Source organism: Stutzerimonas zhaodongensis (assembly GCF_003696365.1).
GTDB lineage: Bacteria > Pseudomonadota > Gammaproteobacteria > Pseudomonadales > Pseudomonadaceae > Stutzerimonas > Stutzerimonas zhaodongensis.
Map to the genome: position 1 here is coordinate 1 of NZ_RFFM01000003.1, position 17098 is coordinate 17098.

Sequence of the window (17098 nt, forward strand, 5' to 3'; positions counted from 1 at the left end):
GCTTGCTGGGACTGGAGCCTGCTGAGCGAAAGCGTGCGCGATACCGGGTTGTAGCGGAGCTGAAAAAAGGTGGAGATCGGGTAAGCATCCCAGCAGACACGCCACTTGGCCAGCCACTAGAACGCTGCATTTTGCCGAATCGGGTCAGAGGCGTAGCATGACGCCCAGCATATAAATTTTTGAGGCCGACCATGCGGTATTCCGAAGACCACAAGGCTCAAACTCGCCAGCGCATCGTCGAAGAGGCCGCGCGCCGCTTTCGTCGCGATGGTGTGAGCGCGACCAGCGTGCCGACACTGATGAAGGCGTTGAACCTCACGCATGGTGGGTTTTATGCCCATTTCACATCCAAGGACGAGCTGGTTGACGAGGCGTTGCGTCATTGCGCGACCGAGCTCGATGCGGTCACGCCGACCCGCCTGGGCGGCGACCAGCCTTTGGAGACATTCATTCGCCGCTATCTGTCCAAGACCCATCGAGCCGATCCTGCGAAGGGGTGCGTATTCCCGACCATCTCGGCTGAGTTGGGCCGACGCGGGCAGGCCAGTCCAGTTACCGACGAGACGGTGAGCCAACGGCTCGATCAGATCAGTGATCACATCGATGGCGACCGGGATGCGGCCCTGGTACTCAGTGCCATGGTTGGCGCGCTGCTGCTGTCGCGCAGCGTAGTTGATCCGCAATTGTCCGATCGCCTGCTTGATGAAACCCGCGCCAGCCTGCTCAGGCTCATCGGCGCCGAGCGGCCCGAGACCTAGCACTCGCTTCAATAGCGGGCGACCGGTTGGGTATCCGACAGGTGCGGTCCGAGCACTGTGCGGGCTGGCAACATCCAGTTCCTCTCTTTGGCATCCAGCAATGATTGAGGGTAGCGGCCTTGCCTAGATTGCAACCGCGCAAGGCGGCGCTCTCCGCTTCGAGGTCCATCACCTGTAGCTAGACAAGTTCTCGAGTCGGGCCACGCTGCGCTTCCATATCTCGCAGCGCGCGATGCCGGGTAGCACGGCTCGCACCCACTCCCTACCGGGCGTGAGTTCTCCCTGCGCTGCTTCAAACAGGCTGAGCCCATAATTTTTTTGCCGTTGCGGCGGTAAAGCCAATCGAACTACACCGACCGACGCTTTACATGATGGTCGTCATATGCTTTATATGTTGGGCGTCATTCAATTTGCTCAAACCGCCGATAGTCGAGGACTCCCTATGAACTACGCAGATCGTGAAGCCCGGTTAGCCGCTTGGCTGGATGCGGAAGAGGTTATGCGTGCCCGGATGGGGCCGGTCGGTACCGTGCCACCGAGCAAGGCGCTGGGGATGGCCCCGCTGGACTTCTTCGAGGCGATCGGCCGAGGTGAGCTGCCGCGCCCGGCCATGGGCGACCTGATGGATTTCGTACCGGTGGAGTGGGCGCCAGGCTATTTCGTCTTTCAGGGCACACCTGATGAGCGCCACTACAACCCGTTGGGAAGCGTACACGGCGGGTATGCCGCGACGTTGCTCGACTCTTGCATGGGATGCGCCGTGCATACCCGATTGGAAGCGGGGCAGGGCTATACGACGACTGATCTGCGCACGACCTACATCCGCGCGCTGCGTGCCGGCGTTGGACCGGTGCGTGCAGAGGGGCGGGTGGTGCATATCGGACGCTCGACTGCGGTTGCCGAAGGGCGGCTGTACGACGTGAACGATCGCCTCTGTGCCACCGGCTCGACCAGCTGCTTGATTCTTGGGGCCGGCGCGTGAGGTTAGCCGCTCGCGACGCAGATTCAACGTCGGTGCGCACGAACACGTAAGCACCGCCAAGGCCGAGAAGGGGTCTCTGGTCCCATCGCGGTCATCAAAGTAAAACGAGGTTTGATATGAGTCGTGGAAATGCCGTCCGTGTAGTTGTCACGGGAACCGGGCTCGTGGGCCCGTTGGGCTGTGGGACGCAGGTAGTGTGGTCCCGTCTGCTGGCTGGGCAGTCGGGCATTCGTGCACTGCCTGTGGATCTGGCAGAGGGGACCGGGTGCAGCATCGCGGGGCGCGTGCCAAGCGTGGCGGAGGATAGCGAGGCGGGCTATGACCCGGATCGCTACATAGCAGCAAAGGACCGCAAGAAGATGGATCGTTTCATCGAGTTCGCACTGGTTGCGGCGCAGGAGGCGCTTGGGCAAGCAGGCTGGCATCCGGCCGATGAGACGGGGCAGCAGCGAACCGCGACCATCATCGCTTCAGGGGTCGGCGGGTTCGATGCCATCGCTGAGGCAGTGCGCACCACCGACAGTCGGGGCCCTCGCAGGCTCTCACCGTTCACGGCACCGTCGTTTCTCGCCAACATGGCGGCCGGGCACATCTCCATACAGCATGGTTTCAAGGGGCCGCTCGGCGCACCTGTCACGGCCTGTGCTGCCGGGGTGCAAGCGATTGGCGACGCGGCGCGGCTGATCCGCAGCGGTGAAGCGGACATTGCCATCTGTGGCGGAACCGAGGCGGCCATTCATCGCGTCACCCTTGGAAGCTTCGCGGCGGCACGTGCACTTTCAACCGGATTCAATGACCGGCCGCAGCAGGCGTCTCGACCGTTCGACCGCGACCGGGAGGGCTTCGTCATGGCCGAGGGCGCGGGCCTGCTGGTCATCGAATCGCTAGACCACGCGCTAGCGCGCGGCGCACAGCCTTTGGCCGAGCTGGTCGGTTACGGTACGAGTGCCGATGCCTATCACCTGACAGCCGGCCCTGCCGATGGAAACGGTGCGCGACGAGCAATGGAACAGGCCCTCAAGCAGGGAGGCGTATCCCCCCATGAGGTTCAGCACATCAACGCCCATGCGACCTCCACTCAGGTGGGCGACCGGGGCGAACTGGCAGCCATCCAGTCGGTTTTCGGGTCGGGATCGGGTGTCGCATTAACTTCGACCAAGTCCAGTACCGGGCACCTTCTGGGAGCGGCCGGTGGTATCGAAGCCATCTTTACCGTCCTGGCGTTACGCGACCAGGTCGTGCCGCCTACGCTCAACCTGGAGAACCCCGACGAGGCAGCCGAAGGACTCAATCTGGTTGGCCTGATCGCGCGAAAAATGCCGATCGAATACGCCCTGTCGAACGGCTTCGGATTCGGCGGCGTCAATGCCAGCGTGTTGTTCAAGCGTTGGGATCCCGCCGTCGATAGCGCTTGCTCATAAGCGGGAAGGCCGCTTATGCAAGAGGCAGCCAGGGCGGCGCTATTGAGCTGTGCCAAGGCGCAGCATCGCCGCCACTTCGAAAAAAGCACGGCTTCGCGTGCACCGCCCAGGTCGAGCTTCTTGAGGGCCACGACTCCGATCGACAACTCCATACCAGCGATACCTTTCAATGGCATCTGGACAGGACTGGCGACACCAAGCGCGCTTTCGGCAACTCTCCACGCGTGACAGAACAGCAGGGCGCTCTGGGCGACCAACAAGGATCGTCAGCCCGGCTGCTCCAACGGTGAAGGGGTGACGGGGCCCCAGCCGATATAGGGCCAGGGCGTCGAAAATGCCCCGAGATAACACGCACGCCTTTAAAGCGGATCATGGGCGCAGCTGGATGTTTCCGCATGACTATTGAATCCCAGGGCTCATGTCCGTTTCCGCCTTGAGAAAGTCGATGAATGCCCTGAGTGGCGATGGCATGTGACGGCGCCCGTGATAGTAGAGATACGGGCCGTCGAATGCTTGCCACCAGTCCTCGAGAATCGGCACGAGCCGCCCATCCGAAAGGGGCTCACGCACAAAGTCCTCAAAGGTATAAACGATGCCGAGCCCGTTGATAGCCGAGCGAATCTTCAAATCGTGCGACGACGTCAGCATTTGCCCCTGGGGCGGCACGCGCACAACGCGCCCATCCTTTTCGAATTCGAACACGCCCACTTTTCCGCTCTCGAACCGATGGCCCAGCAGCTCGTGGCCTAGCAATTCTGCCGGCTCATTGGGCGTTCCGCGTTCGGCCAGATAACGCGGGGCTGCTGCCGCGACGAAGCGCTGTCTGCGTGGGCCAATCGGCACCGCGATCATGTCCTTGGCCAGGCTCTCTTCGTAACGAACACCGGCGTCATACCCACCGGCGGTAACGTCGATAAAGGTGTTCTCCATGACCACTTCGACATTGACCCCGGGATAGAGACGGAGAAAACGCGCCAGCAGATCAGGCAACATAAAGCGTGCCACAGGCACAGGTACATTGAGCTTCAGCGTGCCGACCGGCCGCTGGGCTTCGTCGTCCAAATCATTGAAGGCGGCGTCGATCTCCAGCAAGGCTGGGCGCAGTCGTTCGAGTAATCGCTCGCCTGCGGCCGTGGGCGTGACGCTGCGTGTGGTGCGATTGAGCAGGCGCAAGCCAAGGTCGCTTTCCAGCCGACGTATGCAATCGCTCAGCGACGAGGCTGAAAGGCCGCGCTTTTGCGCGGCGGCGCGAAATCCCCCGGCTTCAACCACTGCAGCAAATATCGACACATCGGTAAGGTTTGGTTTGCGCATGAGTGCATCCTCCACGTAAGCGCACTGTACGCCTTGCCGTACGGGCCATCCACAATGCCTAGGCTTATCGCCGTGCGCTCGTACGCCGATACTCCCCTCTCGCCCCCTTCAGCCGGGATCACACAACGAGAAATGAATGCTCCGGAGCGCTCAAGGCTCTCCCGCCAAGGCGGCCGGCATCAATAGAGAGGAATTCAAATGTCTATTCGTAACCTGTCGATCATAAGCACGATGACAGTCATAGCTCTGAGCGCTTCCCCGCTGCTCGCAAACGAGCGGGCGGAAGTCTCCTCCTACCAATACGGTACTCGGCTGGATATCGCCAAGGTCATCCGTATCGACGAGCCGGCCCCACCGACTTGCGAGATCGTGCAAGCAACGATGACCTTTGTGAATACGCAAGGCGAAACCGAGCAGGTCAGCTTCCTGAAGCAGGCGCAGGCGTGCCTGCGCGAATGACTCCAACACCGATCTCCGTATGCCTAACCAAGTGCCGGAACCCAGCTGCGTATGCCTCCAGGCATTTTCACTGATTCGGGTTCCAATCCGGCCGTGCCGGTTCCCACCCAAAGAGAGAGAACATAACCATGTGGCATAGCAATGCAGCGTCCGCGATTGACGTCGCCAGTGGCACAACTCCAATTTTTAAGCTGGTTCGCACCCTGGTTGCTGGCGTCGCGTTGCTAGGCGCGGCGAGTGTCAACGCCGCCGACCGCGTCGCGCCCAAACCCGATTGGACCACCAATGACATGCCATCGCAGCACGGCCGCATCGCGCTGGTAACCGGCGGCACCAGTGGCATGGGCTACGAAGATGCACTGGCGCTTGCGCGCGCCGGCGCCGAGGTGATCATCGCGGCACGCAACCCAGAGCGTGGTGCAGAGGCCGTCGCACGTATCAAGACAGATGTGCCAGATGCCAAGGTACAGTTCGAGGCGGTCGATCTGGCCGATATCTCGTCCGTACGCGCCCTGGCTGAGCGGCTCCAGCGACTGTCGCGTCTGGACGTGCTGATCAACAATGCCGCGGTCATGTCGCCTCCTGAGCGAGGTAGCTCCGCTGAGGGCTTCGAGCTTCAATTGGCAACCAACTATCTGGGTCATTTCGCGTTGACTGGCTTGCTGGTGCCGTTGTTGCGGGAGAGCGAGGATGCTCGGGTGGTGAGCGTCTCGAGCATTGCTGCGGCGCGCGGGGCCATGAACTTCGACGACCTGCAGAGCGAGCAGGCATACAACCCCTTTGGCGCATACGCCCAATCAAAGCTTGCCATCCTGCATTGGGCATTTGCTTTGCAACGACGTAGCGATGCGGCAGGTTGGGGGATCCGCAGCATCGCCGCACATCCCGGCGTAGCCGTAACCGAGCTGATCGCACGCGGTCCCGGTCTTGATAGCGAGTTCGGAAAGCAATGGGCAGTGGATCGGGACAAATATCACTCGGCTGCGCAAGGGGCCTTATCCACGCTCTACGCGGCTACTGCTCCAGAGGCTGTCGGCGGTGCCTATTACGGCCCGACCGGTGAGGAGCATAAGCGCGGCCCGTTGGGCTTTGCCAATACGCCGCCTGCCGCGACCAACGAGGCAGATGCCGAACGGCTTTGGACCCTTTCCGAACAGCTCACCGGTGTGAGCTACCCCTGATGCCCCTGGGCGCGGGAGCCGTCTCGCGCCTGTCCTGTGGCATGTTGCTGTCTTCCGGAGCTTCCATGAGCACTCCTTCGTACCTGCGTCGGTTGAGTAAAGCGATCAACGCCCGAGATGATGAACTGCGCCCGGCGCTGTTCGGATTCCTGCTGTTCCTCTGTCTCTTTGCTGGCTACTTCATGCTGCGCCCTATACGCGAGTCAATGGGTATCGCGGCGGGCGTCGAGAATCTGCAATGGCTGTTCACCCTGACCTTCCTGGTCATGCTGGTGGCCGTCCCGCTGTTCGCCTGGCTTAGCTCGCGGGTGCCACGCTTGCGGTTCATCGATTGGGTGTACGGTTTCTTTGGCATCAATCTGCTGGTATTCGTTGAGCTGTTCCAGTTTGTCCCAGATAGCACGTGGCTTGCCCGCGCTTTCTACGTTTGGATATCGGTTTACAACCTGTTCGTGGTGTCCGTTGCGTGGAGCTTGATGGCGGATGTTTTCGACAGCGAGCAAGCTAAACGGCTATTTGCCTTTATTGCCGCTGGCGCCAGCGTGGGCGGCTTGCTCGGGCCGGCACTGAGTACGGTGTTGATCGGCTCGGTCGGCGCGTCGGGGCTGATGTTGCTAGCGGCCCTGTTGCTAGGTATCACGCTGGTATTGAAACAGGCGTTGATGCGTTGGCGTCAGGTAGGCGGGGCGGGGCGCCCAGGATCGGTTCCGACGGAAAATCCTCGGCAACCACTGCCAGGCAATCCCTTTAGTGGGATAACTGCGGTGCTCAGATCACCTTATTTGCTAGGAATTGCCGGGTTTGTAGTGCTATTGGCGACAGTCACCACCTTCCTCTACTTCGAACAGGCGCGTCTGGTGGCCGAGCAGTTTCCCGACCGTGATTCTCAGGTCCGGGTTTTCGGCATCATTGATTTCGTTGTGCAGGCGGGTGCTCTGGTCTCGCAGCTTTTCATCACCGGACGAATCGCACAAAAGCTCGGGGTGCGGGTATTGCTGGCGGTAGTTCCTGTGCTCATGTGCGCTGGTTTTGTCGGCCTTGCGCTTGCGCCTGGATTCGCTCTGCTTGCGACATTGATGGTAGTGCGGCGCATTGGAGAGTACGCCTTCGTCCGACCGGGAAGAGAAATGCTGTTTGCCCCGTTGGACGCTGAGAGTAAATACAAGGCCAAGAACTTCATCGACACGGTGGTCTATCGCGGCGGTGACGCCGTAAGCGCCTGGGCTAAAAGCCTGCTCGACATGCTAGGGCAGGGTGCTGGGCTGGTCGCACTTATCGGGGCGGGTTGTGCGCTGGTGTGGGCATATCTGGGATGGCACCTCGGGCTGCGAGTCGATCATCAGCAGAAGCAATTAAGCATCGCCGACTCCGCCGAAATATAAGCAAACTCCAGAAACGCCTAAATTGCCGCACCAGTGAGTGCAGTTTGCTTGATGGTTATGCGGACCGAAGTACAGTTACCGGTCGATAACCGTTTCTATCTTGGAGCCAGAGCCGGCAAATTGAGTGCGTGGCTCCATCGGCCACAGGTCAACATATGCGGATCCCATCTGAATCAATTCGTCGTGAGTATGAAGCTCTTTTACTCACGGACTATTCCGGCGGCCTAGTAAAAGATTGTCTCGCGTTAACTCGCTAATCACATGAGGTGCGATAAGTGAGCCGTTTCGAGTTGATGTGACATCGCTCAGTGGCCGCGCTTGGCTCGCGCCCCTGCAACCATGCGCAACCGACTGCCTCGCAAGTTCGACTTTGCCGCGCAACCGCAAGCTGGGCCAGGCTGGAGAGCAGTGGGTCATTGAGTTCGAGCAGCAGCGCCTGATCGACCTTGGTTGTGCTGAGCTTTTTCAGAGATTGGACTGAGTGTCTGACACTCACGGGGGCGGCGCTGGTTTCGACATCCTCTCGTTCGACCACCAACCGTGGCGAGGGCTCATCCTTCCTGGTAAGCCACAACGAACTGGCGTTTTCGAAGGAGGCGGGGCGACCAGTTCTACCTGTACCGGGTGTTTCAGTTCAGGGATTGGCCGCGGCTGTTCACGCTCAGTGGCGACCTGGCGCAGCACGTGCACTTAAACCCACCGACTACCGCGCGAGCTTTCGGGGTGTGGTGGGGTCAGTCGGGAATACATTCACTATTGAGCGGCACGCAGCGGGAAACTACGCAGTTGTCAGCACTTGCGTATCGGAGCATCAGATTGAAAACGAAAATGGGCCGGCCTCTCAGAGAGCCGACCCAGACGAAAACCAGCCGATTTATCAGTCGACGCGTGTCAGCGTGACGTCAATGTTGCCGCGCGTGGCGTTGGAGTAAGGGCAGACGATGTGCGCGCGCTCGATCAAGGTCTGCGCTTGCTCCTGGTCCATGCCTGGCAGGCTGATACGCAGTTCAACTTCGATACCAAAGCCGTTTGGAATGGCACCGATACCGACCACACCCTCGATCGATGAGTCTTGCGGCATTTTCAGCTTGTCGCGCCCGGCAACGAACTTCATGGCACCCAGGAAGCAGGCTGAGTAACCGGCAGCGAACAACTGCTCGGGATTGGTGCCCTGGCCACCGGCCCCACCGAGTTCCTTCGGAGTGGTCAGGGCCACGTCAAGCACCCCATCAGATGAGATGGCCCGGCCGTCGCGGCCGCCGGTGGCTTCTGCGTAAGCACGGTAAGCAATGGTTTGAATCGACATGGTGGTAATCCTCTAAAGGGTTTGAATTGAGTAGAGCATCTGGATGTTGCGGCAGGGTGTCAGGGTATTCGCCGATCGACGGTCCTGGGCCAGCACATGAGCCGGCCCAGTAGGTGATGCGATCGGCTTTACTTTTGAAGGAAGTCGAGCAGATCCTGATTGAGGCGATCCTTGTGGGTATCAGCCAACCCATGTGGTGCGCCCGGATAAACGATCAGCTTGGCGTCTTTCACGAGTTTGGCTGCGGCATGGGCGGAGGCATCAATCGGCACGATCTGGTCGTCGTCGCCATGCACGATCAGTGTCGGCACGTCGAACTTGGCCAAGTCGCTGCGGAAATCAGTGGCTGAGAACGCGGCGATCGAGTCATAGGTGTTCTTGTGACCTGCCTGCATGCCCTGAACCCAGAACGAGTCGATCAGCCCCTGAGACGGTTTCGCTCCTTCGCGGTTGAAGCCGAAGAACGGTCCGGATGCGATGTCGCGATACAGCTGCGAGCGGTTTTCCAGGGACGCTTTACGCAGGCCGTCGAACACCTCGATGGGCAGGCCATCTGGGTAGTCCTCGGTTTTGAGCATCATCGGCGGGACGGCGCTGATCAGTGCTGCTTTCTTCACGCGGTCGGTACCGTGGCGGCCGATGTAGCGGGTGATCTCGCCACCACCGGTCGAGAAGCCAACCAGGGTCACATCATTAAGGTCCAGCGTCTCGATCACCGTGGCCAGATCATCAGCATAGTGATCCATGTCGTTGCCTTCCCACGGCTGACTGGAGCGACCATGGCCGCGGCGGTCGTGGGCAATCACGCGATACCCCTTGTCGGCCAGGAACAGCATCTGTGACTCCCAGCTATCGGAGTTCAGGGGCCAGCCGTGGCTGAAGGTTACGACTTGTCCGTCTTTCGGACCCCAGTCCTTGTAGTACAGCTGTACGCCGTCTTGGGTGGTGATGTAACTAGTGGCCTGTGGCTGAATGGTTTCAGCGAGGCTGACGTCTGCTGCCAAGGTTGCGAACGCTGCGCTGGCTGCCAGAAGGGTCTTGGTGATCTTGCTCATTTTTGCTTCCTCGGTTATAGGCAATCGGAATGATCGCGTTTCAATTAGTGTTTGGTGATTGATGGCGTGCCTGAGGGCACCGTTTCGCTAACCCGACCGCAACATCTGGCCGTGTGTCGGGTGCATCAGGAGGCCATTGCCGCCCGGCGGATCGATGGCTGTCTGGCGTGGCTGCGCTTGTTGGCGATGGCCAGCTTGCCGACCAGGCGAACGGCTACGGCTGCACAGATGAGGCCGAAGGGCAGCACGTACCAGTCGCTCATCGCGATGCGTTTGAAGTTGGAGAAGGCGAATACCGCGACGATGATCCACATGCCGGTTACATGCAGCGCCTTCCAGGCTTTTGGCCCCAACAAGCGAGCCGGCCCTTTGAATGACGTCAGTGCCATAAGCAGGATGAAGGCATAGGCCGTGCCGCCCGGAATGTTGTTCGCAACGGTTCGTGCCGGCCAGAATTCCGTGTTGAGCTGACCGTAGGCGTAGATCAGTACGGCATGGACCAGATGAGAGAAGGCGAAGGCAAGCCCGATGAAGCGCCGTTCACGCACCAGCGCTTTGGAAATAGGCGAGGGCACCAGTACAGCGAAGGCCGATGCGGTAAACGCAATGAGGAACAATACGAAGGAGGAGCGGGCGGTGAAGCGTATGGCGCTGCGCAGCCCTTCGATGAGATCGGGTTGTACGGCGATCGCGGTCGCGCTCATCACAGCAACCAGTGCCGCGATCAGGCCGAAAAGTTGCCAGCTTCTGAAGCTGTTGGATTGAATATTCATCGCAAGGTCTCCTGTGGGAAGGGCTCTGCCATTCGGGTATCCGGTGGCGAGTCGACAGGGAGAATTCTTGCAAGGACGTGTATACCGGCTGTGTCATGAACCGGCGGTTTTGCATATTTGTGCGTATAGGGCTGCGCTGGATACAGTAGCTTACAAACCCGTACCCTGTCCTGGGTACGGGCTGCATGTGGTCCGCGGTGCCGCGTCTACCGATCGGGACCGAGCGAGAGGGTGACGCACAGCCCACCACCTTCGCGGTTTCGTAGGCTCAGCGATCCGCCAATCGCCGTGGCCAGCTGCTGAGCGATGGCCAGACCCAGGCCGGTGCCGCCGGTACTGCGGTTGCGTGAGTTCTCCACGCGATAGAACGGCTTGATGACCTCACCCAGAACGTCCTCGGAGATGCCGGGCCCCCGGTCGAGCACGTTGATCGCAACGCCCGTCTCGGCATTGCCGAGGATCTCCACTTCAGCTGTGCCGGCGTATTTAAGGGCGTTATCCACCAGGTTCACCATGATGCGGCGCAGGGCATGTGGTCGAGTCTCGATGATCGCCCCATTTTTACCGGAAAGGCTGACCTCATGACCTGTGTCCTGATAGTCCAACACCAGGCTGTCGAGAAAGGAGTCCAGGTTGATGCGGCAACTGGCTTCAGTCGCGCCATGAACGCTGCGGGCATAAGCGACGCCTTCACGGACCAGATGCTCGATCTCGTTGAGGTCATTGCCCAATTTGTCTTTCTCTACCGAGTCGTCCATGAATTCGGCGCGCAGTTTCATGCGCGTGATGGGCGTCTGCAGGTCATGAGAAATCGCAGCCAGCAGTTGCATGCGCTCCTTCAGGTACTCGGCGATACGCGCCTGCATGGTATTGAAGGCCCGGGCGGCATACGCCACCTCGCGGGGGCCGTTTTCATCCAGCTGCACCGGGTGCGCGTTCGGGTCCAGGTTCTCGACCGCTTCGGCCAAGCGGCTGAGTGGGCGTATTGCAATCCGTACAGCAAGCCAGGTGCAGCCGATCATCAGCACAAGCTGACCGAACAGGACAAAGGGTAGCCAGGGCGACAGTGGCTTGACCGAAGGACGCACATCGATGGTGACCGGACTGCCGTCTGCCAGCCGCACTTGGGCCTGGAAGTGCTGACGTGGACCGGGAATCTCGACAAAGGTCAGGTCATATTCACGGCCCAGTGACGCCTGGAGTGATTGCGCCGCTGTCGCGGCTAGATCGTTCGAGGCGAGCGGAATGCCTGGGTCGTGCTCGCGCAGCAGATAGTCGTAATTGCGACGCTGCAGGCGCTTGGTCCACTCAGGGCGCTCGGCAGGCGGCAGGCGATCGAGGATAGCGATGGAGGTGGCTGTGTCGTGTTCGAAGTTGCCCAGCATGGCGGTCTTGGTGCTTTGGTACCGCTCGTAATATTGCGCCGCAAAGGTCAGCGCCTGGGCGAGGATGAGCCCGATCAGAAAAACCAGCCACAGCCGTGAGGCCAACGTGCGCGGCCAGTGCAGCACCGACTTCATGTCTGCTCCTCGAGCATCTCGACCGGGAAGGTGAAGACGTAGCCTTCACTGCGCACCGTCTTTATATAGGCGGGCTCTCGGGCGTCATCCAGCAATCGCTGGCGTAGGCGGCTGACGAGCAGGTCGATGGAGCGATCGAACAGGTCGGCCTCGCGACCCTGAGTCAGGTTGAGCAACTGATCGCGGCTGAGCACGCGTTGCGGATGATCGACGAACACGCGAAGCAGCCGGTATTCGGCCCCGCTAAGGGCGACCAGGGTTTCGTCTTCATCCAACAGGTGGCGGGCAGTGGTATCCAGACGCCACCGGCCGAACTTGAGCAGGCGACCACTCTCGGTGACGACCATGTTGGGCGGCAGCATGCGAGTGCGCCGAAGCACGGCATTGATACGCGCGAGCAGCTCGCGGGCGGCAAAAGGTTTGGCCAGGTAGTCATCGGCGCCCATCTCCAGGCCAATGATTCGGTCGGTCTCGTCGGTGCGTGCGGTCAACATCAGTACGGGGGTGGCCTTGTGCTTGCCGGCACGCAGTTCGCGACACAAGAGCAGGCCGTCGTCACCGGGCATCATGATATCGAGCACGATCAGGTCAACCTGATTGGCCTCCAAAAAGGCCCGCATCTGGCGCCCGTCCGCGACCACCGTGGTGCGCAGCCCATTCTTCTGCAGGTAGTTGCCAACCAGCTCCCTGATTTCCCGATCATCATCAACGATCAATACATGATCGACATGTTCCATTCCCTGCTCTCCGAAGTGCGCGCATCGGTTGCGCTGTGTGGCGATGCCAGGCGCCTGCCTTGGCTTCAATTTCAGTCTTTCTGCCGTGCCGAGGATACAGCCGCATGTGAAAACAGCGGCGAATGTATCGCTCTGTATCTGAGCCCCTTCCAGACACGTAACGAATCCAACCGGGGGGCTTCTCGACACAGTCGAGATACCTCACGGGCATTAAATGAGCTCCATCGAGACAACGCGACCCGCCTCGATCACACCCAACTCATTGAATGCAAGGAAACGACCATGACTTTCAGAACCATCTCCGCCGCATGCCTGCTCACCGTTTTGAGCGCCGCTGCATTACCCGCAATGGCCCAGGGCAACGCGGCTAACCAAACCTATTCGTACGGCACCCAGCTGGATATCAGCCAGGTGATTTCGCTGACCGAAGACAGCGGCCAGAACTGCGGCCTGGTAGATGCCCAGATGACGTACCTCGATTCCCAGGGCGAGCCCCGCGTCCTGACGTACCGCAAGGTGTCAGCGAATTGCAGCGAAGGCTGATTCTGCCAGCTCATTGTTACTTCTACCGCCTCGAAACGATTTTTCTTCATTGAACCAAAGGGATACGACCATGACTTTCAAAACTTTCACTGCTGCTTGCCTGCTTACCGTTCTGAGCGTGGGCGCATTACCCGCAATGGCCCAGGGCAACGCAAAAAGCGAAACCTATTCCTACGGCACCCAGCTGGACATCAGTCAGGTGATCTCGCTGACCGAAGACGCTGGCCAGGTCTGCGGCTTGGTCAATGCCCATCTCAGCTATCTCGACTCGATGGGTGAGCAGCGCAGCCTGACGTACCTCAAGCAGGCTGCCAACTGCAACGACGGCGGCTGACATTCGCCGACCGTCACGCCCCCTTCAATCGTCGCGCAACAGGATCCGATATGAAAAACCTCAAGTTCTACCTGACCGCTTTAGCCATTTCGCTCGGGAGTGTGGCTGTCCACGCGAACGCCGGCAGCGAACCCCATAGCGTCGACAGTGGGCCCTGCTTTCAGCTCGCGCCTTTGGAAGGCAAAGGCGCTTTGCGGACTCAGTCGGAGAACGGATTTAGCCGTACAACGCTTGCGTCACAACTAGAGCGTCTGGCAGAGAACGGCTTTTCCAGAACGCCCCTTGGCCCTCATGTGGAACGCTTGGCCGAAGGTGGCTTCAGTCGTACCCGGCTAGGTATGCAGGCCGAAGCGCTGGCCCACACCACTGTGGCCGGGACGCCCATCGGCGACCGGCTCGGAGCGTTTGCACAAGTCATCTCGGCTTGAGGGGTGAACACGGACGTGGCAAGCCGCTACGTCGACTTGAACAACACCTGCCGGTCCTGCCTGCTCACGGAAGGTGGGCCTGATCCGCGAACCTCATAGGTAGCATCATGCTTCTCATTGCCTTTCTGGGTGGGATCCTCACGGTCCTCAGCCCATGCATACTTCCAGTCGTGCCTTTCATCTTCGCGGGTGTAAACAGGTCGCGACTCTCCATTTTTCTAGTGCTTAGTGGCATGGCTCTGACCTTTGCTCTGGTCTCGAGTCTGGCGGTGGTCGGCAGTGAATGGGTGGTGCGAGCCAACATTGCTGGCCGTCAGGTCGCGCTGGTGATTCTGGGGTTGTTTACCCTGTCGCTGATTTCAGCGAGATTCGGCACATTGATGGCCAGGCCTTTTGTCGCGTTGGCAAATCGAATCGATCCCTCCACCCGAGGCGCTAGCGGCCCGCTTGCATCAGTCACCATTGGGCTCGCCACGGGGCTGCTGTGGGCACCCTGTGCCGGGCCCATTCTAGGCGCGATTCTCTCCAGCGCGATGCTGCAAGGTGCCGGTACCTGGACCAGTTTGTTGTTGCTTGCCTATGGCCTGGGCAGTGCCAGTGCGTTGTGTGTGCTGATCGTCGCGGGGCAGGGCTTGGTTTCACGTTTGAAGGCCTGGCTGCCAGCAACCGCTTGGCTTCGGCGTGCCACTGGCTTCGCCGCATTGCTGGCAGCAGTTCTGATCGGCACCGGGGCGGACCGGCAACTGTTTGAACAGGCATCATCCGAGGGCAGCGCCGCTGCCGAGCACAGCCTCATCACAAACGTGCCGAAGATTGTCGACTACGTAATAAGCAAGGCTACGGCCGTCTCGCCCGTGGATACACAGGGAGGCAAGCGCATGCCGTCGCTGGAGGGGGCGGTCGACTGGCTGAACTCGAAACCGCTGAGTACCGAGTCCCTTCGCGGCAAAGTGGTGCTAGTGGATTTCTGGACTTATGACTGCATCAACTGCCAACGCAGCCTTCCCTACGTCAACCGATGGGCGAAAAAGTACGAGGAGGACGGTCTCGTGGTTATTGGCGTGCACACGCCCGAGTATGCGTACGAGAAACTGGTCAGCAACGTACGACGGGAGGTGAAGGATCTGGACATTGCCTACCCGGTGGCTATCGACAACAACTATGCGATATGGCGTGCATTCGATAACAGGTACTGGCCCGCGCATTACCTTATCGATGCCAAGGGACAGCTGCGTTTCAGCCACTTTGGTGAAGGGCGCTACGAGGAGCAAGAGCAGATCATTCGACAGCTGCTGGAGGAGGCGCGCGCCGACAAAGCCTCTGCTTCGCAACTCGCACCTTCTGCTGAGGCGACCCCAATGACACCATCGGTATCCAGTTGAGCGAAGGCTGGTCAGAGGTCGGATGAAGTGTCCGATACCCAGGGAGACGGCGCCGGCCTCAGCATTCTGCCATTCGAGGACGAGAATCAGCGCCGCTCCACCGAGGTAGACGCTACCAAGGCGGAGTGGGCACATCCCTCTGGTCAAACACAGATTCAGGTTTTCCAAGCAGGTCGGCTGTCAGTTCTGCCTGTACCGGGTGTTCCTATTCAGGCAGTTGCCGCGGTTAATCACGCTCATTGACGACCTAGCGCAGCCTACGCACAGGAAAAGCCAGTAGTTCAGTTCATTGCTACCGACGGACTTTCGGTCATGGCACAACCGTGTAGAATCCCGCGCCCGAAAATGCAGGAGACAATACGATGGCCATCCACTTTTCTGCGTCCGAGGCAAGCGTTGCATGCGGGCGTACTGGCACAAGCCTGAATAACACGCGGGAAATCGCCGAGGTCACATGCAAGCTCTGCCTTCGCTCTGTCGAAAAGATCGCGAGCGAACCGGTACGCAAGGCGCCAAGCCTTGCTGAGCTGCGGGCGGCTGCCAAGGCAGAAAAAGCCCTGACAGCTGCGGCTGCAAAAGCTAGCGTGGGCCCGTCACCCCGCGAGCAATGGCTACAACGTCTGGCGCAACTGCCGGGCCGAAACCGCCTGCCGCGCGGCAGATCTGGGCAGGTTTTCATATAGGCTTGTAGGGGCTTGCCGGCATAGGGAGTTTGGGTAGTGACCTGGATCCGGCACTTATGCCCCGGCGACGCGCTGATGGGGTCAGCCGCACAATCCGCATCAATGTCTATTTAGATAACGGCTTTTGATGTGTTCAAACACATCTGAAGTTGAGCGGATTACTCGGCTGGCCGGATCGGTTGCCATGAGCCCTGCCGTCTGTTCGCCAGGGCTGGCGATAGCGCTACCAGGGTTCGATTGCTAATCGCGAGTAGGGGAGGCGCTGCGATTGTATTTGCTCTGCAGCAGCATCGACGCTTCGTTATAGGCGCGTTGGAAAGTGTCGCTGCCTACCCATCCAACCGCAGCTTCTTCGTCTTCGCCGTGAAACATTCCACGATAAACAATCAGCAAGCCCATCATAAAATCGATGGCGGCGTCTTCGGACTCTTCCGCGACCACGAGTTCCAGCACCGGGTATTGGAGGAAGATCAGGCACATCGCCAGCAAGCTGATGCCTTCACCGACTCTCATCGCCTGGAACAGATCGTCGAAGTGCGCCGGGTCGAAACCATTCTCCTCGATGTCCTTGAAGTCGAACGTGCTGAGGTCGATCTCGACATCATCGAAAGGTTCGTTGACCAGCGGATTGGCCAGCAGGGGATGCAAAGCATTGACCCCACCCTTTTTTCGGCCCGAACGGTTCTGCTGCGCTTTGGCTTTAGCCCGCTGGGCACGCTTTTGCTGTTTGTCCGGCGACGCCATGACGCTGAGTTTCCTTGTTCTATGAAGCCAACTCTGTGGCCCAGGGGTGAGCTACGAAGTGTACCTGGCCTGGGCTATCTTCGTCGGTCAAGGGCG

The 17098-nt window shown here is 59.8% G+C and carries 18 protein-coding genes; 11 read left to right on the plus strand and 7 right to left on the minus strand.

Annotation, left to right across the window (positions count from 1 at the left end; all coding sequences use genetic code 11):
• Positions 1-191 precede the first annotated feature (191 nt).
• The 3 genes from EA797_RS14255 to fabF all read left to right on the plus strand — a co-directional run bounded on the left by EA797_RS14255 (position 192) and on the right by fabF (position 3161).
• Positions 192-758 carry a TetR/AcrR family transcriptional regulator gene (locus EA797_RS14255; protein WP_122166349.1) on the plus strand — a complete coding sequence of 189 codons (567 nt, stop codon included), beginning with the start codon at positions 192-194 and terminating at the stop codon, positions 756-758.
• A 442-nt stretch (positions 759-1200) separates the two neighbouring features.
• Positions 1201-1740: a PaaI family thioesterase gene (locus EA797_RS14260; protein WP_122166351.1), complete on the plus strand. Its 540-nt coding sequence runs from the start codon at positions 1201-1203 to the stop codon at positions 1738-1740.
• A gap of 116 nt (positions 1741-1856) precedes the next feature.
• Complete coding sequence (gene fabF / locus EA797_RS14265) at positions 1857-3161, plus strand: beta-ketoacyl-ACP synthase II (RefSeq protein ID WP_122166353.1); 1305 nt, start codon at positions 1857-1859, stop codon at positions 3159-3161.
• Between the two features lie 399 nt (positions 3162-3560).
• On the opposite strand, the gene EA797_RS14270 is transcribed toward fabF, so the two are convergent.
• The gene (locus EA797_RS14270; protein WP_122166355.1) at positions 3561-4475 is read right to left on the minus strand and encodes a LysR family transcriptional regulator; all 915 of its coding nucleotides are present in this window, start codon (positions 4473-4475) and stop codon (positions 3561-3563) included.
• A 198-nt stretch (positions 4476-4673) separates the two neighbouring features.
• Here EA797_RS14270 and EA797_RS14275 point away from each other — a divergent pair, with 198 nt between their 5' ends.
• The 3 genes from EA797_RS14275 (at position 4674) to EA797_RS14285 (ending at position 7497) form a co-directional block, all read left to right on the plus strand.
• On the plus strand, positions 4674-4934 hold the full coding sequence (locus EA797_RS14275; RefSeq protein WP_122166357.1) for a DUF2790 domain-containing protein: 261 nt from the start codon (positions 4674-4676) through the stop codon (positions 4932-4934).
• 128 nt (positions 4935-5062) lie between these two features.
• The gene (locus EA797_RS14280) at positions 5063-6115 is read left to right on the plus strand and encodes an SDR family oxidoreductase (protein ID WP_122166359.1); all 1053 of its coding nucleotides are present in this window, start codon (positions 5063-5065) and stop codon (positions 6113-6115) included.
• Between the two features lie 65 nt (positions 6116-6180).
• Positions 6181-7497, plus strand: coding sequence for an NTP/NDP exchange transporter (locus tag EA797_RS14285; RefSeq protein ID WP_122166361.1), 1317 nt, complete (start codon positions 6181-6183; stop codon positions 7495-7497).
• A gap of 877 nt (positions 7498-8374) precedes the next feature.
• Here the strand turns inward: EA797_RS14285 and EA797_RS14295 are convergent.
• The 5 genes from EA797_RS14295 to EA797_RS14315 form a co-directional block, all read right to left on the minus strand.
• Entirely contained in the window at positions 8375-8803 is a 429-nt protein-coding gene (locus EA797_RS14295) for an organic hydroperoxide resistance protein (RefSeq protein WP_122166363.1), read from the minus strand.
• A 128-nt stretch (positions 8804-8931) separates the two neighbouring features.
• Entirely contained in the window at positions 8932-9858 is a 927-nt protein-coding gene (locus tag EA797_RS14300; RefSeq protein WP_122166365.1) for an alpha/beta fold hydrolase, read from the minus strand.
• A 125-nt stretch (positions 9859-9983) separates the two neighbouring features.
• The gene (locus EA797_RS14305; protein WP_122166367.1) at positions 9984-10631 is read right to left on the minus strand and encodes a ferric reductase-like transmembrane domain-containing protein; all 648 of its coding nucleotides are present in this window, start codon (positions 10629-10631) and stop codon (positions 9984-9986) included.
• 206 nt (positions 10632-10837) lie between these two features.
• Positions 10838-12151, minus strand: coding sequence for an ATP-binding protein (locus EA797_RS14310; protein ID WP_122166369.1), 1314 nt, complete (start codon positions 12149-12151; stop codon positions 10838-10840).
• Entirely contained in the window at positions 12148-12888 is a 741-nt protein-coding gene (locus EA797_RS14315; protein WP_122166371.1) for a response regulator, read from the minus strand. Before EA797_RS14315 ends, EA797_RS14310 begins: the two co-directional genes overlap by 4 nt.
• A gap of 282 nt (positions 12889-13170) precedes the next feature.
• On the opposite strand from EA797_RS14315, the gene EA797_RS14320 reads away from it, so the two are divergent.
• The 5 genes from EA797_RS14320 (at position 13171) to EA797_RS22035 (ending at position 16258) form a co-directional block, all read left to right on the plus strand.
• Complete coding sequence (locus tag EA797_RS14320; protein WP_122166844.1) at positions 13171-13431, plus strand: DUF2790 domain-containing protein; 261 nt, start codon at positions 13171-13173, stop codon at positions 13429-13431.
• Positions 13432-13501: 70 nt separating this feature from the next.
• Positions 13502-13765: a DUF2790 domain-containing protein gene (locus tag EA797_RS14325; protein ID WP_122166373.1), complete on the plus strand. Its 264-nt coding sequence runs from the start codon at positions 13502-13504 to the stop codon at positions 13763-13765.
• A gap of 50 nt (positions 13766-13815) precedes the next feature.
• Entirely contained in the window at positions 13816-14193 is a 378-nt protein-coding gene (locus tag EA797_RS14330; RefSeq protein ID WP_208644453.1) for a hypothetical protein, read from the plus strand.
• 107 nt (positions 14194-14300) lie between these two features.
• The gene (locus EA797_RS14335; protein ID WP_122166375.1) at positions 14301-15575 is read left to right on the plus strand and encodes a cytochrome c biogenesis protein DipZ; all 1275 of its coding nucleotides are present in this window, start codon (positions 14301-14303) and stop codon (positions 15573-15575) included.
• Positions 15576-15937: 362 nt separating this feature from the next.
• On the plus strand, positions 15938-16258 hold the full coding sequence (locus EA797_RS22035; RefSeq protein WP_122166377.1) for a hypothetical protein: 321 nt from the start codon (positions 15938-15940) through the stop codon (positions 16256-16258).
• A gap of 240 nt (positions 16259-16498) precedes the next feature.
• Here the strand turns inward: EA797_RS22035 and EA797_RS14345 are convergent, their stop codons facing one another.
• A complete protein-coding gene (locus EA797_RS14345) occupies positions 16499-17002 on the minus strand; it encodes a hypothetical protein (RefSeq protein WP_122166379.1) in 504 nt (167 codons plus the stop codon).
• Positions 17003-17098: the final 96 nt, after the last annotated feature.